Annotated in this window: 15 protein-coding genes; 7 read left to right on the top strand and 8 right to left on the bottom strand. The window is 67.2% G+C overall.

Going from position 1 to position 15,742, the window contains the following annotated elements; all coding sequences use genetic code 11:
- Positions 1–91 precede the first annotated feature (91 nt).
- Genes ACIQ7M_RS16155 through ACIQ7M_RS16135 form a run of 5 tightly spaced genes read right to left on the bottom strand, consistent with a single transcriptional unit; the run spans position 92 to position 5,747 of the window.
- Positions 92–1,153, bottom strand: a complete 1,062-nt coding sequence (locus ACIQ7M_RS16155; RefSeq protein WP_355765569.1) for a dipeptide ABC transporter ATP-binding protein — start codon at positions 1,151–1,153, stop codon at positions 92–94.
- Complete coding sequence (locus tag ACIQ7M_RS16150; protein ID WP_355765566.1) at positions 1,134–2,120, bottom strand: ABC transporter ATP-binding protein; 987 nt, start codon at positions 2,118–2,120, stop codon at positions 1,134–1,136. Before ACIQ7M_RS16150 ends, ACIQ7M_RS16155 begins: the two co-directional genes overlap by 20 nt.
- Positions 2,121–2,125: 5 nt before the next feature.
- Positions 2,126–3,148: an ABC transporter permease gene (locus ACIQ7M_RS16145; protein WP_389846013.1), complete on the bottom strand. Its 1,023-nt coding sequence runs from the start codon at positions 3,146–3,148 to the stop codon at positions 2,126–2,128.
- Complete coding sequence (locus ACIQ7M_RS16140; protein WP_355765563.1) at positions 3,141–4,064, bottom strand: ABC transporter permease; 924 nt, start codon at positions 4,062–4,064, stop codon at positions 3,141–3,143. The genes ACIQ7M_RS16145 and ACIQ7M_RS16140 overlap by 8 nt, the downstream gene beginning before the upstream one ends.
- Before the next feature lie 54 nt (positions 4,065–4,118).
- On the bottom strand, positions 4,119–5,747 hold the full coding sequence (locus ACIQ7M_RS16135) for an ABC transporter substrate-binding protein (RefSeq protein WP_403644240.1): 1,629 nt from the start codon (positions 5,745–5,747) through the stop codon (positions 4,119–4,121).
- A 565-nt stretch (positions 5,748–6,312) separates the two neighbouring features.
- Here ACIQ7M_RS16135 and ACIQ7M_RS16130 point away from each other — a divergent pair.
- The 6 genes from ACIQ7M_RS16130 (at position 6,313) to ACIQ7M_RS16105 (ending at position 13,129) form a co-directional block, all read left to right on the top strand.
- Positions 6,313–7,302, top strand: coding sequence for an ABC transporter permease (locus ACIQ7M_RS16130; RefSeq protein WP_403644237.1), 990 nt, complete (start codon positions 6,313–6,315; stop codon positions 7,300–7,302).
- 77 nt (positions 7,303–7,379) lie between these two features.
- Positions 7,380–9,140 (top strand): ABC transporter substrate-binding protein, encoded by a 1,761-nt coding sequence (locus ACIQ7M_RS16125; RefSeq protein ID WP_403644234.1) that lies wholly within the window; start codon positions 7,380–7,382, stop codon positions 9,138–9,140.
- A gap of 104 nt (positions 9,141–9,244) precedes the next feature.
- Positions 9,245–10,225: an ABC transporter permease gene (locus tag ACIQ7M_RS16120; protein ID WP_355765552.1), complete on the top strand. Its 981-nt coding sequence runs from the start codon at positions 9,245–9,247 to the stop codon at positions 10,223–10,225.
- 72 nt (positions 10,226–10,297) lie between these two features.
- Positions 10,298–11,335, top strand: coding sequence for an ABC transporter ATP-binding protein (locus tag ACIQ7M_RS16115; RefSeq protein ID WP_355765549.1), 1,038 nt, complete (start codon positions 10,298–10,300; stop codon positions 11,333–11,335).
- Positions 11,336–11,361: 26 nt separating this feature from the next.
- Positions 11,362–12,408, top strand: coding sequence for an ABC transporter ATP-binding protein (locus tag ACIQ7M_RS16110; protein ID WP_403644230.1), 1,047 nt, complete (start codon positions 11,362–11,364; stop codon positions 12,406–12,408).
- 244 nt (positions 12,409–12,652) lie between these two features.
- On the top strand, positions 12,653–13,129 hold the full coding sequence (locus ACIQ7M_RS16105) for a hypothetical protein (RefSeq protein WP_355765543.1): 477 nt from the start codon (positions 12,653–12,655) through the stop codon (positions 13,127–13,129).
- A 117-nt stretch (positions 13,130–13,246) separates the two neighbouring features.
- On the opposite strand, the gene ACIQ7M_RS16100 is transcribed toward ACIQ7M_RS16105, so the two are convergent.
- From ACIQ7M_RS16100 to ACIQ7M_RS16090, 3 genes are all read right to left on the bottom strand, one after another.
- Positions 13,247–13,651, bottom strand: a complete 405-nt coding sequence (locus ACIQ7M_RS16100) for a VOC family protein (RefSeq protein ID WP_403644227.1) — start codon at positions 13,649–13,651, stop codon at positions 13,247–13,249.
- A gap of 3 nt (positions 13,652–13,654) precedes the next feature.
- Positions 13,655–14,167 carry a DinB family protein gene (locus ACIQ7M_RS16095; RefSeq protein ID WP_403644223.1) on the bottom strand — a complete coding sequence of 171 codons (513 nt, stop codon included), beginning with the start codon at positions 14,165–14,167 and terminating at the stop codon, positions 13,655–13,657.
- Between the two features lie 109 nt (positions 14,168–14,276).
- Positions 14,277–14,666 (bottom strand): VOC family protein, encoded by a 390-nt coding sequence (locus ACIQ7M_RS16090; RefSeq protein WP_403644220.1) that lies wholly within the window; start codon positions 14,664–14,666, stop codon positions 14,277–14,279.
- 153 nt (positions 14,667–14,819) lie between these two features.
- Here ACIQ7M_RS16090 and ACIQ7M_RS16085 point away from each other — a divergent pair, with 153 nt between their 5' ends.
- On the top strand, positions 14,820–15,554 hold the full coding sequence (locus ACIQ7M_RS16085) for a class I SAM-dependent DNA methyltransferase (protein WP_403644217.1): 735 nt from the start codon (positions 14,820–14,822) through the stop codon (positions 15,552–15,554).
- Positions 15,555–15,742: the final 188 nt, after the last annotated feature.

Here is a 15,742-nt window from a genome sequence, read left to right as displayed (position 1 = left end):
CCGTACGGTGTTCACCTTGACGCGTCCGTATATCGGTACCGCTTCCGTCAAGTTGCCTGCGTGTTAACGAAGTTTGCTCACGTTTGTGCCGCTATGGCGTTCCGTCGGACGGCTCCTCGGGCGGCACGACCCGCTTCTCCTCCGCGAAGTGACAGGCCGAGTCGTGGGCGGCGGGTCCCTCGGCGAGCCGGAACTCGGCCGGCACCGCGAGCAGCGGCACCTCCAGCGTGCAGCGTTCCTGCGCCTTCCAGCAGCGCGTGCGGAACCGGCAGCCGGACGGGATCTTCGCGGGCGAGGGCACGTCCCCGTGAAGGATGATCCGCTCCCGGTGCTCCCGGGCCTCCGGGTCCGGCACGGGCACCGCGGACAGCAGCGCCTGGGTGTAGGGGTGCGTCGGATGGTCGTAGATCTCGACGTCCTTGCCGGTCTCCACGATCCGCCCGAGATACATCACCCCGACGCGGTCGGAGATGTGCCGCACGATCGACAGGTCGTGCGCGATGAAGACGTAGCTGAGCTCGAACTCGGCCTGGAGCCGGTCCAGCAGGTTGATCACCTGCGCCTGCACGGAGACGTCGAGCGCGGAGACCGGCTCGTCGGCGACGATGATCTCGGGCCGCAGCGCCAGGCCCCGCGCGATGCCGATGCGCTGGCGCTGGCCGCCGGAGAACTGGTGCGGATAGCGGTTGATGTACTCCGGGTTGAGCCCGACCACGTCCAGCAGCTCCTGGACCCTGCGCCGCCGGTCGCCCTTCGGCGCCACCTCGGGGTGGATGTCGTACGGCTCCCCGATGATGTCGCCGACGGTCATGCGCGGGTTGAGCGAGGTGTACGGGTCCTGGAACACCATCTGGATGTTGCGGCGCACCGCCTTCAGCGCCTTGCCGGACAACTTGGTGATGTCCTCGCCCTTGTACTTGATCGCGCCCTCGGTAGGCCGCTCCAGGTTGACGAGCATCTTGGCGACGGTGGACTTGCCGCAGCCGGACTCGCCGACGATGCCGAGGGTCTCGCCGCGGTCGAGGTGGAAGTCGACGCCGTCGACCGCCTTGACGGCCCCGATCTGCTTCCTGAACAGGATCCCCTGGGTGAGCGGGAAGTGCTTGACCAGTCCGCTGACCTCCAGCAGCGGCTCAGTTGCGGCTTGAGTCATCGAGGCACTCCCTCCAGAAGAAGCAGGCGCTGCGGCGGTCCGCGTCGACCTCCGCGAGCGGCGGCACCTCGGTTCGGCAGATGTCCTGGGCCATCGGGCAGCGCGGGTTGAAGGCGCAGCCCGGCGGGATGTGCATCAGGTTGGGCGGCAGGCCCTTGATGGCGTAGAGCTCCTGGCCCTTCTGGTCGAGCCGGGGGATCGATTCCAGCAGGCCCTTGGTGTAGGGGTGGGCGGGCGCCTTGTAGATGTCGTGGACCGGGGCGGTCTCCACGATCCGGCCCGCGTACATCACCGCGATCTTGTCGGCGACGTCCGCGACCACGCCGAGGTCGTGGGTGATGAGGATGAGCCCCATGTGCAGCTCGCGCTGGAGTTCCGCCAGCAGGTCCATGACCTGGGCCTGCACGGTGACGTCGAGCGCGGTGGTCGGTTCGTCCGCGATGATCAGGGCGGGTTCCAGGGCCAGCGCCATGGCGATCATGATGCGCTGGCGCATACCGCCGGAGAACTGGTGCGGATAGTCCCGCACCCGCTCGGCGGCCCCCGGGATGCGCACGTGCTCCATCAGCTCGATCGCCTTGGCGCGGGCCTCCTTGCGCTTCATCCCGCGGTGCACGATGAACATCTCGCCGAGCTGGTCGCCGACGCTGATGACGGGGTTCAGGGAGGACAGCGCGTCCTGGAAGATCATCGCCATCTCGGCGCCGCGCACCTTGCGCCGCTCCTCCTCCTTGAACTTCAGCAGGTCCTTGCCCTGGAAGAGGATCTCGCCGCCGGTGATCTTCCCGGGCGGGATGTCGAGAATGCCCATGACCGCCTGCGCGGTCACCGACTTGCCGGAGCCGGACTCGCCGAGCACGGCGAGCGTCTCGCCCTCGTCGACGCTGTACGTGACGCCGTTGACGGCCTTGGCGACACCGTCCCGGGTTCTGAACTCCACATGCAGATCGCGCACTTCGAGCAGCACGGCACTCACCTCAGCTTCGGGTCGAGGGCGTCGCGCACCGCGTCGCCGAGCATGATGAACGCGAGCACGGTGATCGCGAGCGCGCCGGCCGGCCACAGCAGCATGTGCGGGGCCTGGCGGATGTACGCGGAGGCCGAGGAGATGTCGATGCCCCAGCTCACCGTCGGGGGCTTGAGACCCACGCCCAGGTACGACAGCGTCGCCTCCAGCGAGATGTACGTGCCGAGCGCGATGGTCGCGACGACGATGACCGGCGCGACCGCGTTCGGGGTGATGTGCCGCAGCATCATCCGGGAGTTGGAGGCACCGAGCGCGCGGGCCGCGTGGACGTAGTCGTTCTCCTTGGTGGTGATGACGGAGCCGCGCGCGATCCGGGAGACCTGCGGCCAGCCGAGCAGCACCATGAACCCGACGACCGGCCAGATCGTGTTGCTGGTCACCACGGAGAGGAGGACCAGGCCGCCGAGCACGACGGGGATCGCGAAGAAGATGTCGGTGATCCTGGACAGGATCGAGTCGCCCACCCCGCCGTAGAAGCCGGCCAGCCCGCCGAGGAACGAGCCGAGGAGCGCGACCCCGATCGTGGCGAGGACACCGACGCTGATCGACACGCGGGTCCCGTACACGGTCCGGGTGTAGACGTCGCAGCCCTGACCGTCGTAGCCGAAGGGGTGTCCTGACTGCGAGCCCTGCTGCGCCTTGGAGAGATCGCACTGGAGCGGGCTCTGGGAGGTGATCAGGGAGGGCCAGATCGAGATCACGACCAGGAAGACGATGATGAGTCCGGAGATGATGAAGACGGGGTTGCGGCGCAGGTCCCGCCAGGCGTCGGACCACAGGGAGCGCGGCTTCTCCGTCGGCCCCGTCCCCTCCGGTCCTCCCGGCGTCTTCTCCAGGGTCTCCGCTTCGCTCGATCCGAGGTCCATGGTGCCGCCGAAGCCGGTCGGTGCGATGGCGAGGTCCTCCGGCGGCGGACCTTCGGGGCCGTGGTGGAATTCCTCTTCCTCGTACGGCGGCTGCTCAGGCATAGCGGATCCTCGGGTCGAGTACGGCGTACAGAAGGTCGACGAGCAGATTGGCGACCATGAAGATGAGGACGAGGATCGTCACGAAGCCGACGACGGTCTGGGTGTTCTGGCGCACGATCCCCTGGTAGAGCTGGTAGCCGACACCGTGGATGTTGAAGATCCGCTCGGTGACGATCGCGCCGCCCATGAGCGCGCCGATGTCGGTGCCGATGAACGTGACCACCGGGATCAGCGAGTTGCGCAGCAGATGCCTGATGGTGACGCGGCGCCGGGGCAGGCCCTTGGCGACGGCCGTGCGGACGTAGTCGGACCGCTTGTTCTCCGCGATGGAGGTCCGGGTCAGCCGGGTGACGTAGGCGAGGGAGACCGAGGCCAGCACGAGGCCGGGCACGATCAGCTCGCCGAAGGTGGCGTCCGCGGAGACCGAGGGCTTGATCCAGCCCCATTTGACGCCGAGCAGGAGCTGCGCCAGCAGACCGGTGACGAAGGTCGGCACGGAGATGACCACGAGGGTGAGCAGCAGGACCCCGGTGTCGACGGGCCGGCCCCGGCGCAGACCGGTGATGACACCGAGCGTGATGCCGATGATGATCTCGAAGAAGATCGCGACCAGCGTCAGCCGGATGGTGACCGGGAAGGCGGTGGACATCAGCTCGGTGACCGGCTGTCCGTTGAACGCGGTGCCGAAGTCACCGGTGAAGATGTGACCGAGGTAGGTCAGATACTGCTGCCACAGGGGCTTGTCGAGGCCGAACTCCGAGCGGAGCTGGGCGGCCGTGGCGGGGTCGCACTTGCGCTCACCGCACAGGCCCGCGATGGGGTCGCCCATCACGTTCACCATCAGGAAGATCAGCAGTGTGGCGCCGATGAAGACCGGGATCATCTGCAGCAGTCGCCGGATGACGTACCGTCCCATGAGTGCTCCGGAGAGAGAGGAGCGGGCCCGCCGTGGCGGGCCCGCCGAGGCGGCTCAGTTGACGGTGATCTCGTTGTAGACGGGCACGCTGAACTGGTTCAGGGCCACGTTCGAGACCTTGTCCGAGTAGCCGGCGCTTCCGTTCTGGTACCAGAGCGGGATGGCGGCCATGTTGTCCCGCACGACGCCTTCGGCCTGCTGGAAGAGCTTGATGGCCTTGCCGGTGTCGGTCTCCGCGTTCGCCTGGTTGACCAGGCTGTCGAACTGCTTGTTGGACCACTGGCCGTCGTTGGACGAGGCGTTCGTGTAGTACAGCGGCTGGAGGAAGTTCTGGATCAGCGGGTAGTCCATCTGCCAGCCGGCCCGGAACGGACCGGGCATCTTGTGCTGCCCGATCTGGTTGCGGAAGTCGGCGAACGTGCCGATCGGGTTGCCGACGCAGGCCTTGTCGTTGCCGAGGGCGTTGTTGATCGAGTTGCAGACGGCGTCGACCCATTCCTTGTGGGAACCGGTGTCCGCGTTGTACGAGATCTTGACCTGGCCGCCGGGCAGACCGCCGCCCTCCTGGACCATCTTCTTGGCCTCGGACGGGTTGTAGTCGCAGTACTTGCCGCACAGGCCTTCCTGGAAGCCGCCCTTCTCGCCGAGCACCGGTGAGGTCCAGTCGCTCGCGGGCGTCCGCGTCTTCTGGAAGATGGTGTCGGTGATCTGCTGGCGGTTGATCGCCATGGACAGTCCCTGGCGGACCTTGGTGGCGCCGCTGGTGTTCCACTTCGGGTCGTAGAACGGGAAGGCGAGCGTCTGGATGATGCCGGCCGGGGTGTTGATGTACCGGCCGTTCAGGTCGCTCTTGGCGTTCTTGAGCTGGGCGGCGGGCACGTCGTCGACGAGGTCGAGGTTTCCGGCCAGGAGGTCGTTGTAGGCGGTGTTGTTGTCCGTGTAGACCTTGAGGGTCACACCGTCGTTCTTCGCCTTGTCGTCACCGGGGTAGCCGTCCCACTTCGTCAGGGACATCTGGGAGCCCTTGGCGTAGCTGTTGATCGTGTACGGGCCGTTGCCGATGGGCTTCGCGACCCAGGCGGCGTGATCGCTGAAGAACGACTTGGGCAGCGGCGCGAAGGCCACGTAGCCGAGCGTGTCCGGGAACGTCGAGAACTTCTGGGTGAGCTTGACGGTGAACGTGTTCGTGCCGGTCACCTTGAGCCCGGACAGGGTGTCGGCGCTCTGCTTGCCCGTGTCGGGGTGCGTCTTGTCGTAGCCCTCGATGTATCCGAAGAAGTACGCGTTCTTCTGGTTGTTCTTCAGGCTGGCGCCGTAGTTCCAGGCGTCGACGAAGGACTGGGCGGTGACGGCCTCGCCGTTGCTGAACTTCCAGCCGTCCTTGACGGTGATCGTGAAGTTCTGGGAGTCGGTGGTATCGATGCTCTTGGCGAGCATGTCCTCGGCGGCGCCGGTCTTGGCGTTGTACCGCTTCAGGCCGCGGAAGATCATGTCGAGGACCTTGCCGCCCTGCACCTCATTGGTGTTGGCCGGTTCCAGCGGGTTCTGCGGGTCACCCCAGGAGGCGCTGACGGTGCCGGAGCCGCTGCCGCTGCTGCCGCCTCCTCCACCCCCACAGGCGGACGCCGCCAGGACTACCGCCGCCGCACATGCGGCCCATTTGGCGTGCGTGGCTCCACGCATTGGAGTGCCTCCTCAAGAGTGCGCTGTGCCGCCGGCGCCGAGTCGGGCTCGGAGGTCCTGCTCGGTGCGGTGTGCCTTTAGGGCCCAATATCTTCCTATATAGGGCAGATCGCACATTTACCCCACCCTTCCGAGTGGCGATCCATCCGGAAGGAGGCACTCCGGACGCTCCGTCAAATGATCTTGACCGTCCACACAGACGATCTTGACCGTCCGCGCAACAGATCTCCACGGTTCGATGCGGAACTGTTGATTCCAGTGCACGAGATGTACGCATTCCGAGACTCCGGCGTCCGGATAACGAACTCATTGCCCGTTTCGCCCCGTTGGTCCGAATCCGGACACAGAACGGCCACAGTGCGCTACACGCGTAGTTACGCTCAGGTCAACCAGAGGTAAAGAAAGTAAAGAGAAGACCAAGGCGACCGAGATTTTATTGACCTTGCATGAATTGCGTTGAAAAAGTCCGGCGTAGCCCGTAGGGAGCGCCCTGCGGAGCCCTTGACCCCCTCGGGCCTGGAGCATCATGACCCCCCCTACTCCATCCGCGGCCGCCCCACTTGAGGTGACCGACGAGACCGGCAAGACCCCGGTCCCGTCTTCCACCCCCAAGGGCTCGGAAAGTCGCTCCCCCGGACGACTCGCCTGGACGCGCTTCAAGCGCGACCGCACCGGTGTCGTCTCCGCGTACATCGTGGTGTTCTTCTTCGTCATCGCGATCGGCGCGCCGCTCATAGCCAAGCTGTACGGGAAGAACCCGTACGAGCAGTACGGCCAGGAGACGGACGGCCTGCTCAACGACTTCGCCTTCCCGGTGAAGCCCAACGGCGGCATCGACGGCAGCTTCTGGTTCGGCATCGAGCCCCAGCTCGGACGTGACGTCTTCACGTTCCTGCTGTACGGCATCCGCACGTCGCTGATGATCGCGACCGCCGCCACGCTGCTGACCACGGTGGTCGGTGTCGTGATCGGCATCACCGCGGGATACCTCGGCGGAAAGACGGACTACTTCGTCGGCCGGATCATCGACATCCTGCTGTCGTTCCCGTCCACGCTGTTCTTCATCGCCTTCATGCCGGTCGTCTACGCGCTCTTCGTGCCCTTCAACGAAGAGGTCCCGACCTGGCTGCGGGCCACCTGCCTGATCCTCGTCCTCTCCGCCTTCGGCTGGGCCTCCATCGCGCGTCTGCTGCGGGGTCAGGTCCTCGGCCTGCGGGAGCGCGAGTTCGTGGAGGCCGCGAAGGTGACCGGCGCGTCCTCGCGCCGCATCGTCTTCAAGGAACTCCTGCCCAACCTCTGGACACCGATCCTGATCCAGTCGACCCTCATGCTGCCGGCCTACGTCACGGCCGAAGCGGGTCTCGCCTTCCTCGGCGTCGGTATCCAGGACCCGACCCCGGACTGGGGCGTCATGATCCAGCGTGGTGCCGGCTTCTACACGGAAGACATCACCTTCATGATCTTCCCGGGCGTCTCGATGATCGTCTTCGTCCTCGCCTTCAACCTGCTCGGAGACTCGGTCCGCGACGCACTCGACCCGAAGTCCAAGCGCTGACTTCCACCCCCAGTACCGGTCATAGCCGTCCGGCTGGTTACCCGTCTCACATTCACCCACCACTAGGCAGGTAAGCCATGTCCTTTTCCCGCAGAAACTTCCTCATAGCCACCGGTGTGGCCGCCGGCGCCACCACGGTGCTGAGCGCCTGCAGCAGCGGCAACAGCGGGACCGGCAGCAACAAGGCTCCGTCCGTGGCCAAGGCCAAGGCGGCCGAGATCCTGGTCGGCACCAAGGCGGACTCCACCGGAGCGGCTCCCGAGGTCCCCGGCGCGGTCAAGGGCGGCACGATCTACACCCTCGACCAGATCGACTGGGACCACCTGGACCCGGCGCAGCTCTACTCCTCGTACGAGGGCGCCTGCTCGGTCCTGTTCCTGCGCGGCCTGACCGGTTACAAGATCGACTCCAAGGGCGGCACCACCCTCGTGGGTGACCTCGCCACGGACGCCGGCACCGCGGCCGACGGCGGCAAGACCTGGTCCTTCACGCTGAAGGACAACGTGAAGTGGGAGGACGGCGCCGACGTCACGATCGAGGACGTGCGCCACACCTTCGAGCGCCTCTTCGCCTCGTTCGTCACCCAGGGTCCCCGTTACCCGCAGGGCTGGCTCGTCGGCGGCGACAAGTACAAGGGCCCCTACGGCGGCAAGCACCTCGACTCCATCGAGATCAGCGGCAAGACCATCACGTTCAAGCTGAAGGAGGCCCACGCCGACTTCAACTTCATGGTGGCCATGCGCGGCTTCTCCATCGTGCCCAAGAAGCACGACACCAAGGAGAAGTACGACAAGCACCCGCTCTCCTGCGCCCCGTACAAGATCGAGAGCCGCAGCATCGGCAAGGGCGCGACGCTGGTCCGCAACGAGCACTGGGTCGCCGAGACGGACCCGCTGCGCAACGCGTACCCGGACAAGTTCGTGTTCCAGTTCGGCTTCCAGTCGCTGGCCTCCACGGACCGCTACGTCGCCGACCAGGGCAACGACCAGTTCACGCTGTCGCTGCTCAACGAGGTCGCCCCGGAGCGCATCCAGAAGGTCATGACGGACCCGACGCTCAAGAAGCGCGTCCTGACGCAGGTCGACACCACCTGCTACTACTTCGCGATCAACACCAAGCGCATCACCGACGCCAAGGTGCGCCAGGCGCTCAACTTCGCGTGGCCGTCGAAGCAGCTCCAGCAGATCCGCGGTGGCTCGCTCTCCACGGCGACCGCCACCACGATCATCAGCCCGCTCACCCCGGGTCACAAGGACTTCGACCTCTACGAGAAGAAGACGAAGCCCATGGGTGACCCCGAGAAGGCCAAGGCCCTTCTCAAGGACGCCGGCAAGACGGGCCAGACCATCGTCGTCGCCATGCAGCAGTCGGACAACGCGGTCAAGCAGGCCGTCGCGATCAAGACCGCGCTGACCAAGGCGGGCTTCACCCCGGTCGTGAAGCAGGTCGACAAGACCTCCTTCTACAGCCAGATCGGTCAGCTCGACAACGAGTACGACATGTTCGCCGCCGGCTGGGGCCCGGACTGGCCGGCCGGTTACGCGGTCATCCAGCCCTGCTTCGACAGCAGCCAGATCGCCGACGGTGGCGTCAACTGGCCGCAGCTCAAGGACGCGAGCGTGGACAAGGCGATCGCCGCCGCCACGATCGAGCCCGACGCGAAGAAGGCCGCCACGATGTGGGGCGACATCGACGAGCAGATCATGCAGCTCGCCGCCGTGGTTCCGGACTACAACCCGATCCGCAACTACTTCCACGGCTCCAAGGTCGGCGGCGTGATCTACGACTCCGGCAACACCTGCATCGCGCTGGGCAAGGTCTACGCCGCGAAGGCCTGATCCAGCTCCGGGGCGGCGGCATCCGTGCCGCCGCCCCGGTCCCCCCTCCCTGCACCACTCCCCACACTCCCGGCGACGGCGCCCCGTCCGGAAAGTCACGCCACATGTTCCGTTTTCTAGTCCGCCGTGTCATCGGCGCACTTGTGATTCTGCTGATCATCAGCGCCGTCACCTTCATGCTCTTCTACGCGATCCCGCGTGACCCTGCCCGCATGGCGTGCGGCAAGGTCTGCACCAAGGACCTGTTGGAGCAGGTCAGGGTGAACCTCGGGATCGCCGATCCGCTGCCGGTGCAGTACTGGCACTGGCTGGTGGGCATCTTCGCCGGGCGTGACTACGGCGGCCTCGGCAACTGCAACGCCCCCTGCCTCGGCTTCTCGTTCACCAACCGCGAGCCGGTCCTGGGCACGATCATGGACCGCATGCCGACGACGCTCTCCCTCGCGCTCGGCGCCGCGGTCTTCTTCCTCATCATCGGTGTCGGCACCGGCATGATCGCCGCGGTCAAGCAGGGCAAGGCCGCCGACAAGATCGCCAGCTCGTTCTCGCTGATCGGCTCCTCGCTCCAGATCTACTTCGTCGGCTACATCGCGATGTACTTCCTGGTCCAGCAGCTCGGCATCCTCGAACAGCCCTCGTACACGCCGTTCACCGACGACCCGGCGGCCTGGGCCGGCGGCCTGCTGCTCCCCTGGCTGACGCTGTCGATCATCTTCACGGCCAACTACACCCGTATGACCCGCTCCCAGCTCGTGGAACAGCTCAGCGAGGACTACGTGCGTACGGCGCGCGCCAAGGGCCTGTCCCGGGCCTCGGTGTTCTTCCGGTTCGCCTGGCGCGGCGCGATGGGTCCGATCGTCACGATCTTCGGCATCGACCTGGGCACCCTCATCGGCGGCGCCATCATCACCGAATCGGTCTTCAGCCTCCAGGGCATCGGCAAGCTCGCCGTGAACGCCGTCGACGCGAACGACCTGCCGATGCTGCTGGCCGTGACCCTGGTGGCCTCCGGGGCGATCGTGTTCTTCAACATCGTCGTCGACGCCGTCTACGCCTTCATCGACCCGCGGATCCGGCTCGCCTGACCCCGGCGCCCCCGCGCCGCCCACCCGCCGACCGCAAGCTACCCCCTCGCATCACCCCCCAGGAGCGTCCCCGTGACGAGCACCGATCAGCAGCCCTTCCTGTCCGTCAGGGATCTCAAGGTCCACTTCTCCACCGAGGACGGCGTCGTCAAGGCCGTCGACGGTCTCACCTTCGACCTGGCCAAGGGCAAGACGCTCGGCATCGTGGGCGAGTCGGGTTCGGGCAAGTCCGTCACGAACCTGACGATCCTCGGTCTGCACGACCGTGAGCGCACGGCCATCGACGGCGAGATCCTGCTGGACGGCAAGGAGCTGCTGACCGCCTCCGAGCGGGAGCTGGAGCGACTGCGCGGCAACAAGATGTCGATGATCTTCCAGGACGCGCTGGCCTCGCTGTCGCCGTACCACACCATCGGCCGGCAGATCGGCGAGACGTACCGCAAGCACACCGGCGCCTCCAAGAAGGAGGCCCGGGCGCGGGCGATCGAGATGCTCAAGCGCGTCGGCATCCCGCAGCCGGACGTCCGGGTGGACGACTACCCGCACCAGTTCTCCGGCGGTATGCGCCAGCGCGCGATGATCGCCATGGCGCTGGTCTGCGACCCCGAGCTGCTGATCGCGGACGAGCCGACCACCGCGCTCGACGTCACCGTGCAGGCCCAGATCATGGACCTGCTCAAGGACCTCCAGCAGGAGTTCGGCACCGCCATCATCTTCATCACCCACGACCTCGGCGTCATCGCCGACATCGCGGACGACGTCCTGGTGATGTACGGCGGCCGGTGCGTGGAGCGGGGCACCAAGAAGGAGGTGCTGCGCGCGCCGCAGCACCCCTACACCTGGGGCCTGCTGGGCTCGATGCCGAGCCTCGACGGACCGGTCGACGTGCCGCTGTCGCCGATCCCCGGCTCGCCGCCCTCGCTCCTCAACCCGCCGTCGGGCTGCCGCTTCCACCCGCGGTGCACCTTCGCGGAGAAGGTCACGGACGGCCGCTGCTCCACCGAGCAGCCGCCGCTCCAGGTCACGGACGGGCGCGGCGCCGCCTGCCACCTCACGGCGGACCAGCGCCGCGACTTCTTCGCCGACCTCGCCGCGACGCGGTCGCACTGACGTAACTGAGACGGGACTTCACGATCATGAGCAACACGAACCCCCTCCTGGACGTCACCGGACTGACCAAGCACTTCCCGGTGATGGGCGGCTTCCCCTTCAAGCGGAAGATCGGCGCGGTCCAGGCCGTGGACGGTCTGGACTTCCAGGTCGCCGAGGGCGAGAGCCTCGGTCTGGTCGGCGAGTCCGGCTGCGGCAAGTCGACGACGGGCCGGCTGGTCACGCGTCTGCTGGAGCCCACCGGCGGCACCATCAAGTACCGCGGCCAGGACATCACGCACGCCGGCCGCAAGCAGCTCGCGCCGGTCCGCTCCGAGATCCAGATGATCTTCCAGGACCCGTACGCCTCGCTGAACCCGCGGCAGACGGTCGGCAAGATCATCTCGGGTCCGATGGAGATCAACGGGATCAAGACGCCCGGCGGCCACGAGAAGCGCGTGCGTGAGCTGCTGGAGACGGTCGGTCTCAACCCCGAGCACTACAACCGCTTCCCGCACGAGTTCTCCGGCGGCCAGCGCCAGCGCATCGGCGTGGCCCGCGCGCTCGCCCTGGAGCCGAAGCTGATCGTCGCGGACGAGCCGGTCTCGGCGCTCGACGTCTCCATCCAGGCGCAGGTCGTGAACCTGCTCCAGGAACTCCAGCGGGACCTGGGCATCGCGTTCCTGTTCATCGCGCACGACCTCGCGATCGTGCGGCACTTCTCGCAGCGTGTCGCGGTGATGTACCTCGGCAAGATCGTCGAGATCGCCAACCGCGAGGACCTGTACGAGAACCCGCGCCACCCGTACACCCGCGCGCTGATGTCCGCCGTCCCCGAGGCGACCGCGGACGACGTCCCGGCCCGTGAGCGCATCCTGCTCAAGGGTGACGTCCCCTCGCCGCTCAACCCGCCGTCGGGCTGCCGGTTCCGCACCCGCTGCTGGAAGGCGACGGAGAAGTGCGCGACCGAGGCTCCGCCGCTGGTGCAGATCTCGGGCAGCAACGACGGCCACCTGACGGCCTGCCACTACCCGGAGACGACGGAGACCGTTCCGGCCCAGCGTCTCGCGAAGAACCCCGAGGCAGCGGTCTGACACACCCCTTTTCGTCGACCGCCACCTTAAGGAACCGACTTTCCCGGCCCATTGACCCGAGCCCATGAACGCCGGTTCCAGGGGAACGAAGGCCCGCACTTCCCGGTGCGGGCCTTCTCTCGTTCCCTCACGACTCCGGAGCGACGGCCTCAATTGTTGCTCAACTCCCTTTACCGCGTCGCCCCGTGACATGGATGATCAAGCTGTCAGTGCATGACCAAGCATTGAGCATCTGGGGGAATCCGTGAAACACATGAAGAAGTCGCTGCTCGCCCTGGCCGCGCTCGTACTGGGGTTTTCGTTGCTGTCGCCCGCGGCGCCCGCCCAGGCATCAGGAACCTATTTCCACATCGTCAACAAGGACACCAAGAAGTGTCTCCAGTGGAACGGCTACAACCACAAGATCACCCAGGCCACCTGCAGGAACACGTCCTCGCAGTGGTGGAGCAACGTGGCCGCCAAGCTGTGCAACTACGGCGATGTGATCGGTGACTGGTGTCTCGGCCAGTCCGGTCGGGAAAAGGCCGTGTACGGCCGGAGCGCCCACGACGCCCCGCAGTTGTTCTACTCCAGCCTGCGGCCGAATGCCCAGACCACCCTCGGAGCCTTGCAGTGCGGGTACTTCAAGGTGGTCAGCGGCAAGGTCCTCTGCGGCAAGAGGATTTCCGGTGCCCACGGACGCGGTTGGTCGCCGAAAATGACCTGGGTCATCAAGTACTGATCCAGCCGCACGAGTCGCACGGCTTCCGACCCGGGCGCACGTGATTCTCGTTTCGGAAATGCCGATGGGGCCGCGCCTTTGCCGGAGCGGCCCCATCGGCATTTCGAACTTCCCCACTCAGGCCTCGCCCATCTCCAACGGGCCGCGCTCCATGCAGAATTCGTTGCCCTCGGGGTCCGCGAGGAGAACCCAGCCGCTGCCGTCGGGGCGGATGTGGTCCGCGACGCGGCGGGCGCCGAGGGAGATGGCGTGTTCGGCCTCCGCGTCGCGGGTGCGGCCGTGCGGGGTCAGGTCGAGGTGGACGCGGTTCTTGACCGTCTTGCCCTCGGGGACCCGTACGAACAGAAGCGTCGGGCCGCCGGCCGGGTCCTCGATCACCGCTTCCGGGTCACCGGGCTTGTCGTCGTCGTTGAGCGGCCGGCCGAGCAGCCGGCTCCAGAACAGCCCGACATCGTAGGGATCACCGGAGCAGTCGAAGGTGATCGTACGGATGGTGGGGTGCGACAACTGTGCTTCTCCCATGGTCTAGTCTCCCGTCCGGCCGTCGGCCAGTTCTCGCAGGATGTCGAGGTGGCCGTTGTGACGGGCCGTCTCCTCCACGAGGTGGAGGACGATCCAGCGGAGGTCGACGTGCGTGCCGTCGCGCCCCGCCCGCTCGGCCTTCGTGTCGAGGTCGTGCTCGGCCACCAACGTGCGGTAGCGGGCGCTCTGTTCCTCGTACTCGTCGAGAAGCCGCGCGAGCGGGAAGTCGACGGCGATACGCATCTCGCGGTCGGGGTCCTCGTCCGTCCAGGGCCCCTCGTCCTCCTCGCCCAGGAAGACCACCTGGAACCAGTAGTACTCGACCCAGCGCAGATGGTTGATCAGCCCGCTCAACGTCATCAGCGGCGATCCGGGCAACGGAGCCTTGCGGGCGTCCTCGGCCGACGCGTCCTCGCACTTGGCGCGGACGGTGGCGCGGGCGTAGTCGAGAAAGGTGGCCAACTGGGAACGCTCGTCCCAGTCTCGGGGCATGTCCGTACGTGTCTGTGAAGTCATCGGGGTGAAGCATCCCGGCCGGGGCCGTTCGATGTCGAGCGATTAATACGCGCGTCGCGTCCCGTCGCGCGGCCGGAGCGACCGCCGACCCCATCGGCCCCCCGCTCCGCTACTCCTGGCGCCGGGCCACGAGTTCGGCCTCGAAGCCGTCCGGGTCCTCCAGATAGGCGGCGCAGTGGGCGGGGCCGCCCGCGTGGGGGTGGGCTTCGGGGAACAGGAGGGTCCAGCCGTGGTCCGGGGCCTCCGTGACCAGGGCGTCGAGTTCGGCGCGGCTCGGCACGTGGAAGGCGAGGTGGTTCAGTCCCGGGCGCAGCCGGTCGTGGCGGTCGGCGGTCAGGGCGGGGGACTGCTCGAAGACGAGGTAGGTCTCCCCCAGCCGCCAGCTCCGGCCGTCCGGCCAGTCCTGGTACGGCGTGTATCCGAGCCGCTCCAGCAGCCAGCCCCAGGAGCGTACGGCCCGTCCCAGGTCCGGTACCCACAGCTCGATGTGGTGCAGCATCTCGTCCCGATTCTCGTGAGCGGTGCCGGGGCCCGTCGAACCCCGGGCCCCCTCCTTGTCCCTTCAACCTGCCATTCTCTCCCCATCACTTGCTCACCCGTTCCTTTCCGATCAGTGGTTTCGTGCGGCCGCCGGGGCTGAGAGACTGCTGTGATGGCTGACCGATCGTTCAGTGACGTCTCACTCGCCGCCTTGTACGACACGCTGAATCCCTGGGGTCCGAGCGACGACTTCTACCTGGATCTGGTGATGTCCGCGCGGTCCGTGCTCGATGTCGGATGCGGGACGGGTCGCCTGCTGGCGCATGCCCGGGAGGCCGGCCACCAGGGGCGGCTGTGCGGGCTGGATCCCGCCGCGGCCATGCTGGTGCAGGCGCGCGGGCAGGCCGACGTCGAGTGGGTGCTCGGGGATCTCGGATCGGTGCGCTGGGAGGGGGAGTTCGACCTCGTCGTGATGACCGGTCACGCGTTCCAGGTGCTCGTCGGCGACGAGGAGGTGCGCTCCGCGCTGGCCGCCGTGCGGCAGGCTCTCCGCGACGGCGGGCGGTTCGTCTTCGAGACCCGCAATCCCGCCGTCCGGGCGTGGGAGGCGTGGCGGCCCGAGCGGGCGCGCGAGGTGAGCGACGCGCACGGGGATCCCGTACGGGTGTGGCACGAGGTCGAGACGCCGGTGCTCGGGGACCGGGTGACGTTCAGCGAGACCTTCGAGCACCCGCGCTGGGGGTGGCCGAGGGTCAGCCGCAGCACGCTGCGGTTCCTGGGCGCGGACGCCTTGCGGACGTTCCTGGGCGAGGCCGGGCTGGTCGTGCACGAGCAGTACGGGGACTGGGGGCGCCGACCGCTCGCCCCCACCGCCCCCGAGATCATCACGGTCGCCGGCCGGGCCTGACCACCCGGCGGCTCGCTGAGCGGTGACAGCCCCCGCGACCGAGGAAGGGACGCCCGCGCGCGGTACCGGACCCCACACCCGCCCCAGGCGCTCCACGGGCGTCCGAACGGGCCTCAGGGATCCGAATGGGCCCTCGCGCGGTACCGGACCCCCGCCCGTCGCGGGCGCTCCCCGGCCGTCCGAACGGA

It is taken from the genome of Streptomyces sp. NPDC096324 (assembly GCF_044763015.1).
GTDB lineage: Bacteria > Actinomycetota > Actinomycetes > Streptomycetales > Streptomycetaceae > Streptomyces.
The sequence above is the reverse complement of the archived record's forward strand: the minus strand, read 5'-3'. Positions and strand labels throughout refer to the sequence as shown.

Coding starts and splice junctions, on each gene's coding strand:
- ACIQ7M_RS16155 (WP_355765569.1), bottom strand. CDS start 1,153: ATGACTCAAGCCGCAACTGAGCCGCTGCTGGAGGTCAGCGGACTGGTC.
- ACIQ7M_RS16145 (WP_389846013.1), bottom strand. CDS start 3,148: ATGCCTGAGCAGCCGCCGTACGAGGAAGAGGAATTCCACCACGGCCCC.
- ACIQ7M_RS16140 (WP_355765563.1), bottom strand. CDS start 4,064: ATGGGACGGTACGTCATCCGGCGACTGCTGCAGATGATCCCGGTCTTC.
- ACIQ7M_RS16135 (WP_403644240.1), bottom strand. CDS start 5,747: ATGCGTGGAGCCACGCACGCCAAATGGGCCGCATGTGCGGCGGCGGTA.
- ACIQ7M_RS16125 (WP_403644234.1), top strand. CDS start 7,380: ATGTCCTTTTCCCGCAGAAACTTCCTCATAGCCACCGGTGTGGCCGCC.
- ACIQ7M_RS16120 (WP_355765552.1), top strand. CDS start 9,245: ATGTTCCGTTTTCTAGTCCGCCGTGTCATCGGCGCACTTGTGATTCTG.
- ACIQ7M_RS16110 (WP_403644230.1), top strand. CDS start 11,362: ATGAGCAACACGAACCCCCTCCTGGACGTCACCGGACTGACCAAGCAC.
- ACIQ7M_RS16100 (WP_403644227.1), bottom strand. CDS start 13,651: ATGGGAGAAGCACAGTTGTCGCACCCCACCATCCGTACGATCACCTTC.
- ACIQ7M_RS16095 (WP_403644223.1), bottom strand. CDS start 14,167: ATGACTTCACAGACACGTACGGACATGCCCCGAGACTGGGACGAGCGT.
- ACIQ7M_RS16090 (WP_403644220.1), bottom strand. CDS start 14,666: ATGCTGCACCACATCGAGCTGTGGGTACCGGACCTGGGACGGGCCGTA.
- ACIQ7M_RS16085 (WP_403644217.1), top strand. CDS start 14,820: ATGGCTGACCGATCGTTCAGTGACGTCTCACTCGCCGCCTTGTACGAC.